This is a genomic window from Mesorhizobium sp. M0136, from assembly GCF_040322515.1.
GTDB lineage: Bacteria > Pseudomonadota > Alphaproteobacteria > Rhizobiales > Rhizobiaceae > Mesorhizobium.
Genome location: NZ_JAMYTP010000004.1, coordinates 59,561 through 74,151 on the forward strand (window position 1 = coordinate 59,561; position 14,591 = coordinate 74,151).

Sequence of the window (14,591 nt, forward strand, 5' to 3'; positions counted from 1 at the left end):
AGCACCAAGTGATTCCTGATTAGATTGTGATCCGATTTGACCGACCAGAAGACACCGCGCGGCGCCGACGGCGGCCCCACCGGCATCGAGCCGATTTCCATCATCGAGGAGATGCAGCGCTCCTATCTCGATTACGCCATGAGCGTGATCGTCAGTCGCGCGCTGCCGGACGTGCGCGACGGCCTCAAGCCGGTGCATCGCCGCATCCTCTACGCCGCCTATGAGAGCGGCTATCACTGGAACCGTAAATATGTGAAATCGGCCCGCCCGGTCGCCGACGTGATGGGTAAATACCATCCGCACGGCGACGCCTCTATCTACGACGCTTTGGTGCGCATGGCGCAGGACTGGTCGCTGCGCGTGCCGCTGATTGACGGGCAGGGCAATTTCGGCTCGATCGACGGCGATCCGCCGGCGGCGATGCGCTACACGGAATCGCGGCTGACCAAGGTCGCGCATGAGTTGCTGGAAGACATCGACAAGGACACCGTCGATTTCCAGGACACTTACGATGCGTCGGGCAGCGAACCGAAAGTCCTGCCGGCGCGCTTTCCGAACCTGTTGGTCAACGGCTCCGGCGGCATCGCCGTCGGCATGGCCACTAACATCCCGCCGCACAATCTGGGCGAGGTCTGCAACGGCGCCATTGCCCTCATCGACAATCCAGCGATCGATCTTCCGGCGCTGATGGAGATCATTCCGGGGCCGGATTTCCCGACCGGCGGCATCGTGCTTGGCCGTTCCGGCATCTACAGCGCCTATTCGACCGGCCGCGGCTCCATCGTCATGCGCGGCCGCGTCAACGTCGAGGCGCGCGGCAACGACCGTGAATCGATCGTCATCACCGAGGTTCCCTATCAGGTGAACAAAGCATCGATGATCGAGAAGATGGCCGACCTGGTGCGCGAGAAGCGCATCGAGGGCATTTCCGACATTCGCGACGAGAGCGACCGCCAGGGTTACCGCGTCGTCATCGAACTGAAGCGCGACGCCGTCGCCGACGTCATCCTCAACCAGCTTTACCGCTTCACTCCGCTGCAGACGTCCTTCGGTGCCAATATGGTGGCGCTGAACGGCGGCAAGCCGGAATTGCTGACGCTGACCGACATGCTGAAGGCGTTCGTCGCCTTCCGCGAGGAGGTGATCAGCCGACGCACGAAATTCCTGCTGCGCAAGGCGCGCGACCGCGCCCATGTGCTGGTCGGCCTTGCCATCGCTGTTGCCAATATCGATGAAGTCATCAAGCTGATCCGCAGCGCTCCGGACCCGCAGACGGCGCGCGAGCAGTTGATGGAGCGACGCTGGCCTTCGGGCGACGTGGAATCGCTGATTCTTCTGATCGACGACCCGCGCCATCGCATCAACGAGGACGGTACCTACAATCTCTCCGAGGAGCAGGCGCGCGCCATCCTCGAACTGCGCCTGCAGCGCCTGACCGCGCTCGGCCGCGACGAGATCGCCGACGAGCTGAACACGATCGGCGACGAGATCAAGGACTACCTGGACATCCTGTCGTCCCGCGCCCGCGTCCAGCAGATCGTCAAGGACGAGCTCATCGCCGTACGCGACGAGTTCGGCACGCCGCGCCGCACCGAGCTCGCCGAGGGCGGGGCGGACATGGAAGACGAGGACCTGATCCAGCGAGAGGACATGGTCGTCACGGTCAGCCATTCCGGCTACATCAAGCGCGTGCCGCTGTCGCTCTACCGGGCGCAGCGCCGCGGCGGCAAGGGCCGCTCCGGCATGTCGACCAAGGAAGAGGATTTCGTCACCCGGCTGTTCGTCGCCAACACGCACACGCCGGTGCTGTTCTTCTCCTCGCGTGGCATCGTCTACAAGGAAAAGGTCTGGCGCCTGCCGATCGGCAACCCGCAATCGCGCGGCAAGGCGTTGATCAATATGCTGCCGCTCGAACAGGGCGAGCGCATCACCACGATCATGCCGCTGCCGGAGGATGAGACGAGTTGGGGCGAGCTCGACGTCATGTTTGCCACCACGCGCGGCACCGTGCGTCGCAACAAGCTGTCGGACTTCGTCCAGGTCAACCGCAACGGCAAGATCGCCATGAAGCTGGACGAGGAAGGCGATGAGATCCTCGGCGTCGAGACCTGCACCGACAATGACGACGTGCTTTTGACGGCAAGTTCCGGCCAGTGCATCCGCTTTCCGGTCAGCCACGTACGCGTCTTCCAGAGTCGCAATTCGGTCGGCGTGCGCGGCATTGCGATGGCTGATGGCGACCGGGTGATCTCGATGGCGGTGATCGAGCACGTCGATGCGCCGCCGGCGGAGCGTGCCGCCTACCTTAAGCGGGTGGTGGCTGAACGCCGGCTCGCCGCCGACATCGCCGCCGGTGAGGAGGAAGAAATCCAGCTTACCAACGAAGAGGTCGGCGAAGAGGCGGAGCTTTCCGACGAGCGCTACGAATTCCTCAAGGCACACGAGCAGTTCGTGCTGACGGTGACGGAATATGGCTACGGCAAGCGTTCGTCGTCGTACGATTTCCGCCTGACCGGTCGCGGCGGCAAGGGTATCCGCGCCACCGACGTTTCGAAAACGGCCGAAATCGGCCGTCTGGTGGCGACCTTCCCGGTCGGCAATGATGATCAGATCATGCTGGTTTCGGATGGCGGAACCGTCATTCGCGTCCCGGTCAACGGCATTCGTTTCGCCAGCCGCGCCACCAAGGGCGTTACGATCTTTAATACCGCAGAGGGCGAGAAGGTCGTTTCGGTGGAGCGGATTTCGGAGCCGCAGGCGGACGAAGAGATCGAAGAGAGTGTCGAGGCTGAAAGCGGCGCTGCTACCGAAGGTGGGGAGCCTGACAACAACAACGTCGCGTGAGTTGCCACGACGCCGCCACCCGATAGGTCGGTCCGGCGTTGTCAACAAACACTCTAGAAATGCCGATAAGGCCTACGGATGCCGAAGCCTTCGAACTGCTTGGTATTGGCCTTGGCGCGGACGCGCTGTGCTTCCTGATGTAACCCGAATACGGTAGCGATCAGCATGGCGACGGTCATTGCGGTGGCAAGCATGTAGATCAGCATGTGCGTGTTCTCCTGCGCCTAACAACGATCAGGTGGGTGTTTGGTTTCATCTTTTGCAGCTGCAACTTAGTGAACACTGCGTGAAGCCGTTGTGAGCGGCACATTCATCTGTCGTTCACGTCGGCCAAAAGGTTCATGGGGCGGGCCTGTCGATCGGATTTGCCTTTAGGGGAGAGGCTCGCTAGAAGCACCTGCCATGACCGAACGCATCGCCCTTTATGCCGGCTCTTTCGACCCGCTGACCAACGGCCATCTCGACGTGCTGAAGGCATCGCTGGCCGTGGCGGATACAATCTATGCGGCGATCGGCACCCATCCCGGCAAGAAGCCGTTGTTTTCCTTCGAGGAACGGGTTGGCCTGATCGAAACGGCCGTGAAGGCGGAATTCGGCAGCGACGGTGCGCGTATCAAAGTGGTCGCCTTCGACGGGCTGGTCATCGATGCGGCCAGGAAGCATGGCGCCTCGATCATGATCCGCGGCCTGCGCGACGGCACCGATCTTGACTATGAGATGCAGATGGCCGGCATGAACGAGACCATGGCGCCGGAGCTGCAGACGGTGTTCCTGCCCGCCAGCCCCTCGGTGCGCACCATTACCGCCACACTTGTGCGCCAGATAGCTTCGATGGGAGGCGACATCCGCCCCTTTGTGCCGGCAGCCGTGGCCGGCGCGCTCACCGCCAAATTCGCGAAGTAAATGCATGTCACCCAAAAGTGGAACCCGGCTTTGGGTAACGACATGCATGAACGAAGATATTCGGAGAAAGATCCCATGCAGCTGAAAAAGCTTGCCTTCTTGCTTGCCGTGCTTGCCGGTCTTGTGACCGCATCCGTGTCGGCCTTTGCCGCCGATCCGGAAAACACCATGATCGTAACGCTGAAGGACGGCGACGTGACCATCGCGCTGAGGCCCGACCTTGCGCCGAAACACGTCGCGCAGATCAAAAAGCTGGTGCGCCAGGGCGCCTACGACAACGTCGCCTTTCACCGCGTCATCGACGGCTTCATGGCGCAGACCGGCGACGTCAAGTTCGGCAACATGAAGAGCGGCTTCAATGCCGACGCTGTCGGCACCGGCGGCTCCGATCTTCCTGACCTGCCGGCCGAATTCTCCAGTACCGAGCACTACCAGCGCGGCGTGGTCGGCATGGCCCGCTCCGACGATCCGAATTCCGCCAATTCGCAATTCTTCATCATGTTCGCGCCGGCACCGCCGCTCGATGGCCAGTACACCATCGTTGGCAATGTCGTCAGCGGCATGGAGCTGGTGGACCACATCAAGAAAGGCGACGAGGCGCAGAACGGGACGGTGACCGATCCCGATCGCATGATCAAGGTGCGCATCGCCGCCGACGGCAAGTAAACCCAAGTTTCAAAAGGATATTTCTGACATGGCCGAAATCAAGGACCGCGAGAACGCGCTCATCATGGACACGACCAAGGGCAAGGTCGTCATCGAATTGTTTCCAGATCTGGCGCCCGGCCATGTCGGCCGTATCAAGGAGTTGGCACGCGAAGGCGCCTATGACGGCGTGGTCTTCCACCGCGTCATCGACGGCTTCATGGCGCAGACCGGCGACGTGAAGTTCGGCAATTCCAACAAGCCGTCTTTCGCGCCGTCGCGCGCCGGCACTGGCGGTTCCGACAAGCCCGATCTGAAGGCCGAGTTCTCCAACGCCAACCATGGCCGCGGCACCTGTTCGATGGCGCGCTCGCAAAACCCGAACTCGGCCAATTCGCAGTTCTTCATCTGCTTCGACGACGCCGCCTTCCTCAACCGCCAGTACACTGTATGGGGCCAGGTCATCGAAGGCATGGACAATGTCGACAAGATCAAGCGCGGCGAACCGGTGCAGGACCCCGACAAGATCGTATCGCTCAAGGTTGCGGCCGACGTGAAATGACCAGCCGGGCTGTCGCGGCCATCGCACTTGTGCTCGTCGCGGCGGCCACTCCGGCGCTGGCGACGGAATCGATCGTTTGCAGCGCCGACGGCGGCGCGGCATCGATTGACGTTTTGATGGGACACACGGCCGTCATTGCGGTGGCGCGGGTGTGGCTGGATGCCGGCGGCAAGACATGGACCACGGACGGCCAGCCAGGCTCAACGAAAGTCATCGTTGGACAGGCATTCGAAGACGACGAGCGCATGCTGATCGATCTCACTGATGAGGGCCTCAGCTCGATCGTCGCCAAATTGCGGCTGGTCAAGGCCAGCGAGCAGTCCAGTTTCGCAATGGGCGGCACGTTGAGCATTGACGGCGTCGGTGCCTGGGCGGTGACCTGCCCGGAACCTTGAGGCGGGGTTTTCTTGCGCGTCGACCTTTTCGACTTCGATCTGCCGGAAGAACGCATCGCGCTTCGCCCAGCCGAGCCGCGCGACAGCGCCAGGATGCTGGTGGTCAGGCCGGGTGAGGGGCTCGAAGACCGGACGGTGCGCGACCTGCCGGCCCTGCTCAAGGCTGGTGATGTGCTGGTCTTCAACGACACCAAGGTCATTCCGGCACAATTGAAGGGCATCAGGCGGCGCGGCGAAGCAGCAGCGCAGGTCGAAGCCACGCTGCATATGCGGACGGCGCCCGACCGCTGGCTCGCCTTCATGCGTCCGGGCAAGCGCATCGCAGCCGGTGACCGCATCCATTTCGGTCATGATGCCAATTCCTGCTTTCTCGGCCAACTCGATGCAACCGTGATCGAGAAGGGGGAAGGCGGCGAGGTGCTGCTCGGCTTCGACCTGTCAGGTCCGTTCCTCGACGAGGCACTGCACGCTGTCGGCCACATCCCGCTGCCGCCCTACATCGCCTCCAAGCGTGACGACGACGAACGCGACCGCAGCGACTACCAGACCATTTATGCCAGGGAGGAGGGCGCGGTCGCCGCGCCGACGGCAGGGCTGCATTTCACGCCGGAGCTGTTTGCGACGCTCGACGCCAAGGGCATAGAGCGCCGTTTCGTCACGCTGCATGTCGGCGCCGGTACGTTCCTGCCGGTGAAGGCGGACGACACCGCCGACCACAAGATGCACGCCGAAACCGGTTCGGTCAGCCCGGAAACCGCCGAGGCGCTGAATGCGGCAAAAGCAAAAGGAGGGCGCATTATCGCCGTCGGCACGACATCGCTGCGTTTGTTGGAGAGCGCGGCTGGCGAGGAGGGCAGGCTGGCCGCATGGTCAGGCCCGACCGACATCTTCATCACCCCCGGCTATCGCTTCAAGACCGCCGACATGCTGATGACCAATTTCCATCTGCCGCGTTCGACGCTGTTCATGCTGGTTTCGGCCTTCTGCGGTTTGCAGACGATGCGGGCGGCCTATGCGCATGCCATCGAGAATCGCTACAGGTTTTATTCCTATGGAGACGCAAGTCTTCTGTTCAGGGAGGATGGTAATGGACGATGACCTGGAAACCTTCGACCGCGAAGCATTGATCGGCGAGGTCAGGAAATTACGCGCCGGCATCCGCCAACACCGCGACGCCACCGGCCATGATCTGTGCTGGCATCATCCCGACCTGTGGTCGCTTTTGCCCGAAAAGACCGAGCCGGCGATTGCCGTGCCGCCGTGGCCGAAATTCATGCGCGGCTGCATCCGCTACCGTCAATCGCTCGATAAGCAAGCTCCGGACGCGCCGGTATTCGACAAGGAGTTCGATGGCTAGGGAATTCAATGACTGACGAATTCACCTTCAAGGTGCTGGCGACCGACGGCAGGGCGCGGCGTGGTGCAATCACCATGCCGCGCGGGGAAATCCGCACGCCTGCCTTCATGCCGGTCGGTACCGGCGGCACGGTGAAGGCCATGTATATGGATCAGGTGCGCGGCGTCGGCTCGGACATCATCCTTGGTAATACCTACCACCTGATGCTGAGACCCGGCGCCGAGCGCGTGGCGCGGCTCGGCGGCCTGCATGAGTTCGCCCGCTGGCCGCATCCGATCCTGACCGACAGCGGCGGCTTCCAGGTGATGTCGCTATCGAAGCTGAGGAAACTGACCGAGAACGGCGTGACCTTCCGTTCGCATATCGACGGCGGCGCCTTCGAGATGTCGCCGGAGCGTTCGATTGAGATCCAGGGGCTGCTCGATTCTGACATCCAGATGCAGCTCGACGAATGCACGGCTCTGCCGGCCAAGCAGAACGAGATCGAGCGTGCCATGGAGTTGTCGTTGCGCTGGGCCGAGCGCTGCAAGACGGCATTCGGCGAGCAGCCCGGCAAGGCGATGTTCGGCATTGTGCAAGGCGGCGACGTGCCGGATCTGCGGCTGCGCTCGGCGCAGGCACTGAAGGCAATGGAGCTGAAGGGCTACGCGATCGGCGGGCTGGCTGTGGGCGAGCCGCAAGCGGTGATGCTGGAGATGCTCGACATCACTTGCCCGGAGCTGCCGGTTGAGCGGCCGCGCTACCTGATGGGTGTCGGTACGCCGGACGACATCTTGAAGTCGGTAGCGCGCGGCATCGACATGTTCGATTGCGTGATGCCGACGCGGGCAGGGCGCCACGGCCTTGCCTACACGCGGCGCGGCAAGGTCAATCTGCGCAACGCCCGCCATGCCGACGATCCGCGTCCGCTCGATGAGGAAAGCGACTGCCCGGCCGCACGCGACTATTCGCGCGCCTATCTGCACCATCTGGTGCGCTCGCAAGAGGCGCTTGGGGCGATGCTCCTGACCTGGAACAATCTGTCCTATTACCAGCAGCTGATGCGCGACATTCGTGAAGCGATCGAGGCTGGCAGGTTGGAAGCACGCTCAGCTGAGATTTCCGAAAGCTGGAGGCGGGGCGATCTCCCAGTGAGGTGATCGAAGGCTCAAGTGCTGAGCGACGTGGACGCGCGCAGGCTGCAGCCGGTGATCCGAAAGCTGCCGTCAGGCTGTAGTTCGAGCGTGTAGACCGCCTCGTAGTCCTTGCCATCCGGGCCGACGATCATCACTTGCTGGATGATCGAGGTCGGGCTCGTCTCGCGAACCTTGCCGAAGGAGTAGGTCTGCGGCTGGCGCACCGGCGGATAGCCGTTGGTCACCATGTTCATGAAGGTATCGACGGTCGGAAAGAGGCGCTTCACATTCGGTGCGGCAAAGCTGTAGGCCGTCATTCCGTCATTGGCGATGAAGGCCCTCAACTGACCATCGATGACCGTCTGCGCCGCTTTGACTTCGGCGTCGCCAGCAAAGGCCTGGGATGCGAAAATGAATGGAACGACTGCGAATGCGAAAAACGCGCGGCGCATGGCCTGTCTCCGTTGTCCCCGAGAAATCGCTGCCTGAAGGTACATGATACCATACGCTTTGCCATGCTTCAGGGTTTCAGCCGAGCGTAACATTCGGCGTGGCAGTCCGTGTCCGAGCCGAAAAAGCATTGTCGAGGCGAGACAGCCTGAGCGATTGGCGATGCTTGAAAGCCGGGCGGCAGTCTGCCACAAGGGCCGCTCGATTAGAGCGTGCGATGTTGGACAGGACCAGGCAATGAAGGCATTTTTCGTGCAGATAAAGTGCGATCTGGGCAAGGCCTACGACGTTGCCAGCGCCCTGGCCGATGCCGAGATTGCTTCGGAAATCTACTCGACAGCCGGCAACTACGACCTGCTCGCCAAATTCTATGTCGACGATGAGGAAGACATCGGCCACTTCGTCAACGAGAAAGTGCAGATTCTCCCGGGCATCAAGGATACGTTTACGGTCGTCACCTTTCGCGCGTTTTGATCTCCATCCGACATTTGCCCGGACACCAGGCAAAGCCTGATCAAGGCCCTATTGGTGCTGCCTTAATTTTAGGCAACCGCGATATACTGATCGCCGGCGCCCGCCAAATCGCCGATTGCGCTTGATTTTCTCCAGCGAGGCCAGTGAAATGGCGTCACAGGGGAGTATGCGATTGGCAGCGTTCGACGAAATGCTTCCGGAAGTTTCCGGGCTGAGAAAACCGTATTCGGCTTACGATCGCTGGCTGAAGGAACAGGACCCGGCCAGACTTACCGAGAAGATGCAGGACGCCGAACGCGTCTTTCGCAAGACAGGCATCACTTTCGCCGTCTACGGCGAGCAGGAAGCATCGGAGCGGCTGATACCCTTCGACATCGTTCCGCGCATCATTTCGGGCAATGAATGGCGACGGCTGACGCAAGGCATCGAGCAGCGCGTCCAGGCGCTGAACGCCTTTCTCGACGACATCTACCATCGCCAGGAGATCTTGCGCGCCGGCCGGGTGCCGAAGGAGTTGATCGCCAGGAACGAGGCGTTCCTGCCCGAGATGATCGGGGTGCGGCCGCCGGCCGGCGTCTATACCCACATCATCGGCGTCGACATCGTACGCATTAGCGAGAACGAGTTCTACGTACTGGAGGACAATGCGCGCACGCCGTCCGGCGTCTCCTACATGCTGGAGAACCGCGAGACGATGATGCAGCTGTTTCCCGAGTTGTTCCAGCAGATCAAGGTGCGGCCGGTGGAGAATTACCCGCAGCTCCTGCGCCAGTCGCTGGCGGCGGTACGGCCGCAAAGCACCAAGGGCACGCCGACGATTGCCGTGCTGACGCCGGGCAGCTTCAACTCAGCTTATTTCGAACATGCTTTCCTTGCCGACCAGATGGGCGTGCAGCTCGTCGAAGGGCAGGATCTGCGCGTCGTCGATGGCCATGTCGCGATGCGCACGACCGAGGGCTACAAGCAGATCGACGTGCTATACCGGCGTGTCGACGACTCGTTCCTCGATCCGCTGACCTTCCGCCCCGACTCGGCACTTGGCGTGCCGGGCATTATGGACGTCTACCGCGCCGGCAACATCACGATCGCCAATGCGCCGGGAACCGGCATCGCTGACGATAAGGCGATCTATTCGTACATGCCCGAGATCGTCGAATTCTACACCGGCCGCAAGGCGATGCTCGGCAACATCCCGACCTGGCGCTGCTCGGAGCCGGACAGCCTGAAATACGTGCTCGAGCACATTGATGAACTGGTCATCAAGGAGGTCCACGGGTCCGGCGGTTACGGCATGCTGGTCGGTCCGGCGGCGACCAAGAAGGAATGCGAGGATTTTTCGAAAAAGCTCGCGGCAAAACCATCGAACTACATTGCTCAGCCGACGCTGGCGCTGTCGACCTGTCCGATCCTGACGGACAAGGGGCTGGCGCCGCGCCATGTCGATCTGCGCCCCTATGTGCTGGTTTCCGACCGTATCCAGATCGTGCCCGGCGGGCTGACCCGAGTAGCGCTCAAGGAAGGCTCGCTGGTCGTCAATTCCTCGCAAGGCGGGGGCACAAAGGATACGTGGGTGTTGGATGATTAGAGTGGAAGTAGTGAATAGTGAATAGTGAATAGATAAGGATATATGTTGTTGATGTTGGTGAAATGCCCTGAAGTGAAGCACGCGGCATCGTGGCCTAAAGTCTGGATAGTCACCATTCACCGTCCACCATCCACCATTCGCCACAGGACCGCCTGACATGCTTCTCGGTCGCACCGCCAACGGGCTCTATTGGATGAACCGCTATATCGAGCGGGCGGAAAACATGGCGCGGCTGGTGGACGCCGGCTTGCGCATGGCGCTAACCCGTACTCAGAACGCTTCGGAGGAGTGGAATTCGGTGCTGCTTAGCGCCGGTTCGGACGCCAGCTTCACGCAGAAATATTCCGACTACACCGCCGCCAATGTCGCCGACTATCTGCTGCGCGACACATCGAACCCGTCGAGCACGATGTCGTCTATCGAAACGGCCCGTAACAATGCTCGCATGGTGCGTACCGCGTTGACGCGTGAAACCTGGGAAAGCATCAACGAAGCCTGGATGTCGCTGAAGCGGATGCTGGCCAAGCCGATCGACGAGCGCGACCTGCCCAACGCGCTCGACGCAATCAAACGCGAGACGGCGCTGATCCGCGGCTCGTTCTACGGCACGATGCTGCGCAATGAGATTTTCGATTTTTCGCAGCTCGGCACTTATGTCGAACGCGCCGACAACACTGCCCGCATCCTGGACGTGAAGTACTACGTGCTGTTACCGTCGATTTCCTGGGTCGGCTCGACGCTCGACAACTACCAGTGGGAATCGATCCTCCGCTCGGTATCGGCGCACCGCTCCTACCGCTGGGTCTATGACGCCGATTACAAGCCGAGCAACATCGCCGACTATCTGATCCTCAATGTCCGCATGCCGCGCTCGCTGACCTTTTGCTACCGCTTCCTGACGGAGCATCTCAAATTCCTGGGTGACGACTATGGTGAGCGCCACGCCTGCCATGCGACGGCTGCCAAGACCCAGGCCATGCTTACGGCCGGCTCGATCAAGGATATTTTCGACGCTGGCCTGCATGAATTCCTGGCCAATTTCATCCGCGACAACACCAGACTCGGCGACGAGATCGCGCAGGATTACAGGTTCTATTGAGCATGACCCCAAAAAGCGGAGACCGGTTTTCGGAAAAGCTCATGCTCCAGGGACGAGTGCGATGCGGCTGAAGATCACCCACCGGACCGAATACCGCTACGATGCGCCGGTGCATTATTTGTTGCAGCGTTTGCGGCTGCTCCCGGTGAACGGGCGCACCCAGACGGTACTGTCCTGGGCGCTGAAGATCGAAGGCGCACGCGAGGAAGTGCGCTTCACCGACCATTTCGGCAATGATACCCGGCTGTTGAGCGTCGAGGGCGAGCGCGACTTCATCACCGTCGAAGCAGCCGGCGAAGTGGTGACGCGCGACACCGCCGGCGTCTGCGGGCCGCACCAGGGTTTCGTGCCGCTCTGGCTGTTCGGCCACGAAACGCCGCTGACGACGATCGGCAGCGGCATTCGCGAGCTTGCTGCCTCGGTCGGCAAGGGCACCGACATCGAAAGGCTGCACCGGTTGATGGCGATGATCGGCGAGCGCGTCGCTTATACGCCGGGCACCACCAACGCGACGACGCCGGCCGAAGAGGCCCTGGCGCTCAAGACCGGCGTTTGCCAGGACCACAGCCACATCTTCGTTGCGGCGGCGCGCGCCATGGATTTTCCCGCGCGCTATGTCAGTGGCTATCTGATGATGAATGCAGCGATCGAGCAGGCGGCAAGCCACGCCTGGGCCGAGGCGCATGTCTCGGGCCTCGGCTGGGTCGCCTTCGACGTCGCCAACGGCATTTCTCCCGACGAGCGTTATGTAAAGGTGGCGACTGGCCGCGATTATCGCGACGCCACACCGGTATCGGGAATTCGGCTGGGACAGGCGGAAGAACAGCTTGCCGTCACCGTCACCGTGGAGCAGTAATCTCCGCCAAGATTGTTGCCAAAGAGATTCGATGACCTATTGCGTCGGCCTGAAGATCGATCGCGGGCTCGTGTTCATGTCGGACACGCGCACCAACGCCGGCATGGATTCGATCTCGACCTTCAGGAAGATGCATGTCTGGGAAGAGCCGGGCGAGCGCGTCATCGTTTTGATGTCGGCCGGCAATCTGGCGACGACCCAGGCCGTGGTCAGCCTGCTCGACGAACGCACCAAGGCAGTGGCGGAGCGCCGTGCCACGCTGCTCGAAACGCCTTCCATGTACCAGACAGTGCGGCTGGTCGGAGACACCGTCAAGGAGGTCATCGCCAGTTCGTCGCCGGCGGGCGAAAAGGCGGATTCCTATTTCAACGCCTCCTTCATCCTCGGCGGTCAGATCAAGGGCAGCGCGCCGCGCCTGTTCATGATCTATCCGGAAGGCAATTTCATCGAATCCACCGACGACACGCCGTTCTTCCAGATCGGTGAGACCAAATACGGCAAGCCGATTATCATCCGCGCTTATGAAAGGACGATGAGTTTCGCCGAGACGGTGAAGTTGCTGCTTGTGTCGTTCGACTCGACGCTGAAGTCGAACCTGTCGGTCGGCCTGCCGCTCGACCTGCTGTTCTATGAAAAGGACACCTTCAAGGTCGGCCTCAAAAAGCGAATAACCCAGGATGATCAATACTATCGCACGATCTCGGATAGCTGGTCGAACGCGCTGAAGACTGCCTTTGCCAGCTTGCCTGATTTTCCCGAATGAAAACCTTCGTTTTTCGTGCTCTTTGATGGCGGCTCGACGAGGCGCTACGGAGGCGAAGATGAATAGCAACGAATTCCGCGAATGGTCGCTGCGAGCGGCCGAATGGGGCGCCGACTACAGAGACAGCCTTCGCGAAAGACCGGTGCGGCCGTTTGTCGAGCCGGGCGAAATCTTCAAAAGCATCGATGTCGCGCCGCCGGAAAACGGCGAAACGATGCAGGCAATCTTCGCCGATTTCGAGCAAAAGATTCTGCCGGGCATGACGCATTGGCAGCATCCGCGTTTCTTCGCCTATTTCCCGGCCAATGCGGCACCGGCCTCGGTCGTGGCCGAGTATCTGGTTTCCGCCATGGCCGCGCAATGCATGCTTTGGCAGACCTCGCCGGCGGCAACCGAACTCGAGACGCGTGTCGTCGACTGGATGCGGCAGGCGCTTGGTCTGCCGGAGGGATTTTCCGGCGTCATGCAGGATTCGGCTTCGTCGGCGACGCTTGCCGCCGTGCTGACCATGCGCGAGCGCGCGCTCGACTGGCAAGGTAACAAGAACGGCTTGCAAGGCCAGCCGGTCGTGCGGGTCTATTCTTCCGGCCAAGTCCATACTTCTATCGACCGGGCGATCTGGGTGTCGGGCATCGGCGAGGCGAACCTCGTGCGCATTCCGGTCGCCGGACGCTTCCGCGCCATGCAGACGGCGGCTCTGGAAGCCGCGATCGTCACCGACCGCGAAAACGGCATGCTGCCGGCGGGCATCATCGCCAGTGTCGGCGGCACAAGTACCGGCGGCACCGACGATGTGGCGGCTGTTGCCGCGGTGGCTAAGCGGCACGGGCTCTACCTGCATGTCGATGCCGCATGGGCTGGCTCCGCCATGATCTGCCCCGAGTTCCGGCATTTCTGGGCAGGCGCCGAACATGCGGATTCCATTGTCTTCAACCCGCATAAATGGCTGGGCGCACAGTTCGATTGCTCGATGCAGTTCATCCGTCAGCCGGAAGACCTCGTGCGCACGCTGGCGATCAAGCCCGAATTCCTGAAAACGCATGGCCGCGACGGGGTCATCAACTACTCCGAATGGTCGGTGCCGCTTGGCCGGAGGTTCCGCGCGCTGAAACTTTGGTTCCTGCTGCGTGCACATGGCTTGGAAAATCTGCGGACCATGGTCCGCAACCATGTCGCCTGGAGCGAGAGCCTCGCCGCAAGGCTGGCAAAGGAACCGGATTTCGAGATCGTCACGGAGCCGATGCTGTCGCTGTTCTCGTTCCGGCATCTCGCGGCTGCGGGCGCCGACTCTGACGAGCACAATTTGCGGTTGGTCAGCGCGATCAACGATGACGGCCGCATCTATCTGACGCAAACCCGGGTGGACGGGAAGGTGGCGATCCGCTTTCAGGTCGGACAATTCGAAACGACTGCGGCGGATGTCGATACTGCTTTCGAGGTCATCACTGAAATTGCGCGTGGCCTGGGTTGACCGGCATCATCGAGGTTGCGCCGGGGCTCTTCTTGCAGTCACCTGATCTTCCTGTTCATGGCTTTCGTTTTC

16 protein-coding genes are annotated in these 14,591 nt (G+C 61.4%); 14 read left to right on the forward strand and 2 right to left on the reverse strand.

The window, feature by feature from the left end; all coding sequences use genetic code 11:
- Positions 1–36: 36 nt before the first annotated feature.
- Positions 37–2,844, forward strand: a complete 2,808-nt coding sequence (gene gyrA, locus NKJ35_RS05755; RefSeq protein ID WP_352645594.1) for a DNA gyrase subunit A — start codon at positions 37–39, stop codon at positions 2,842–2,844.
- 53 nt (positions 2,845–2,897) lie between these two features.
- Here the strand turns inward: gyrA and NKJ35_RS05760 are convergent, their stop codons facing one another.
- Positions 2,898–3,050, reverse strand: coding sequence for a hypothetical protein (locus NKJ35_RS05760; RefSeq protein WP_352478968.1), 153 nt, complete (start codon positions 3,048–3,050; stop codon positions 2,898–2,900).
- A gap of 196 nt (positions 3,051–3,246) precedes the next feature.
- On the opposite strand from NKJ35_RS05760, the gene coaD reads away from it, so the two are divergent.
- The 7 genes from coaD (at position 3,247) to tgt (ending at position 7,845) form a co-directional block, all read left to right on the forward strand.
- Positions 3,247–3,747 carry a pantetheine-phosphate adenylyltransferase gene (coaD, locus tag NKJ35_RS05765; protein WP_352645596.1) on the forward strand — a complete coding sequence of 167 codons (501 nt, stop codon included), beginning with the start codon at positions 3,247–3,249 and terminating at the stop codon, positions 3,745–3,747.
- A 75-nt stretch (positions 3,748–3,822) separates the two neighbouring features.
- Positions 3,823–4,413: a peptidylprolyl isomerase gene (locus NKJ35_RS05770; RefSeq protein ID WP_352471695.1), complete on the forward strand. Its 591-nt coding sequence runs from the start codon at positions 3,823–3,825 to the stop codon at positions 4,411–4,413.
- Between the two features lie 28 nt (positions 4,414–4,441).
- Positions 4,442–4,954, forward strand: a complete 513-nt coding sequence (locus NKJ35_RS05775; protein WP_254817363.1) for a peptidylprolyl isomerase — start codon at positions 4,442–4,444, stop codon at positions 4,952–4,954.
- Entirely contained in the window at positions 4,951–5,349 is a 399-nt protein-coding gene (locus NKJ35_RS05780; protein ID WP_254817362.1) for a hypothetical protein, read from the forward strand. The genes NKJ35_RS05775 and NKJ35_RS05780 overlap by 4 nt, the downstream gene beginning before the upstream one ends.
- 12 nt (positions 5,350–5,361) lie before the next feature.
- On the forward strand, positions 5,362–6,447 hold the full coding sequence (gene queA / locus NKJ35_RS05785) for a tRNA preQ1(34) S-adenosylmethionine ribosyltransferase-isomerase QueA (RefSeq protein WP_352645599.1): 1,086 nt from the start codon (positions 5,362–5,364) through the stop codon (positions 6,445–6,447).
- The gene (locus NKJ35_RS05790; RefSeq protein ID WP_254817360.1) at positions 6,437–6,706 is read left to right on the forward strand and encodes a hypothetical protein; all 270 of its coding nucleotides are present in this window, start codon (positions 6,437–6,439) and stop codon (positions 6,704–6,706) included. Before queA ends, NKJ35_RS05790 begins: the two co-directional genes overlap by 11 nt.
- An 8-nt stretch (positions 6,707–6,714) precedes the next feature.
- Positions 6,715–7,845 (forward strand): tRNA guanosine(34) transglycosylase Tgt, encoded by a 1,131-nt coding sequence (tgt, locus tag NKJ35_RS05795; RefSeq protein ID WP_352645601.1) that lies wholly within the window; start codon positions 6,715–6,717, stop codon positions 7,843–7,845.
- An 8-nt stretch (positions 7,846–7,853) separates the two neighbouring features.
- Here the strand turns inward: tgt and NKJ35_RS05800 are convergent, their stop codons facing one another.
- Entirely contained in the window at positions 7,854–8,273 is a 420-nt protein-coding gene (locus tag NKJ35_RS05800) for a DUF4864 domain-containing protein (protein WP_352645603.1), read from the reverse strand.
- Between the two features lie 235 nt (positions 8,274–8,508).
- Between NKJ35_RS05800 and NKJ35_RS05805 the strand changes: the two genes are divergently transcribed.
- From NKJ35_RS05805 to NKJ35_RS05830, 6 genes are all read left to right on the forward strand, one after another.
- Complete coding sequence (locus NKJ35_RS05805) at positions 8,509–8,745, forward strand: Lrp/AsnC ligand binding domain-containing protein (RefSeq protein ID WP_023674883.1); 237 nt, start codon at positions 8,509–8,511, stop codon at positions 8,743–8,745.
- 172 nt (positions 8,746–8,917) lie between these two features.
- Entirely contained in the window at positions 8,918–10,330 is a 1,413-nt protein-coding gene (locus NKJ35_RS05810) for a circularly permuted type 2 ATP-grasp protein (RefSeq protein WP_352478961.1), read from the forward strand.
- Between the two features lie 157 nt (positions 10,331–10,487).
- Entirely contained in the window at positions 10,488–11,429 is a 942-nt protein-coding gene (locus NKJ35_RS05815; protein ID WP_023674885.1) for an alpha-E domain-containing protein, read from the forward strand.
- A gap of 61 nt (positions 11,430–11,490) precedes the next feature.
- Positions 11,491–12,285: a transglutaminase family protein gene (locus NKJ35_RS05820; protein WP_254817355.1), complete on the forward strand. Its 795-nt coding sequence runs from the start codon at positions 11,491–11,493 to the stop codon at positions 12,283–12,285.
- A 31-nt stretch (positions 12,286–12,316) separates the two neighbouring features.
- The gene (locus NKJ35_RS05825; protein WP_254817354.1) at positions 12,317–13,048 is read left to right on the forward strand and encodes a proteasome-type protease; all 732 of its coding nucleotides are present in this window, start codon (positions 12,317–12,319) and stop codon (positions 13,046–13,048) included.
- Positions 13,049–13,106: 58 nt separating this feature from the next.
- The gene (locus tag NKJ35_RS05830; RefSeq protein ID WP_254817353.1) at positions 13,107–14,519 is read left to right on the forward strand and encodes a pyridoxal phosphate-dependent decarboxylase family protein; all 1,413 of its coding nucleotides are present in this window, start codon (positions 13,107–13,109) and stop codon (positions 14,517–14,519) included.
- Positions 14,520–14,591: the final 72 nt, after the last annotated feature.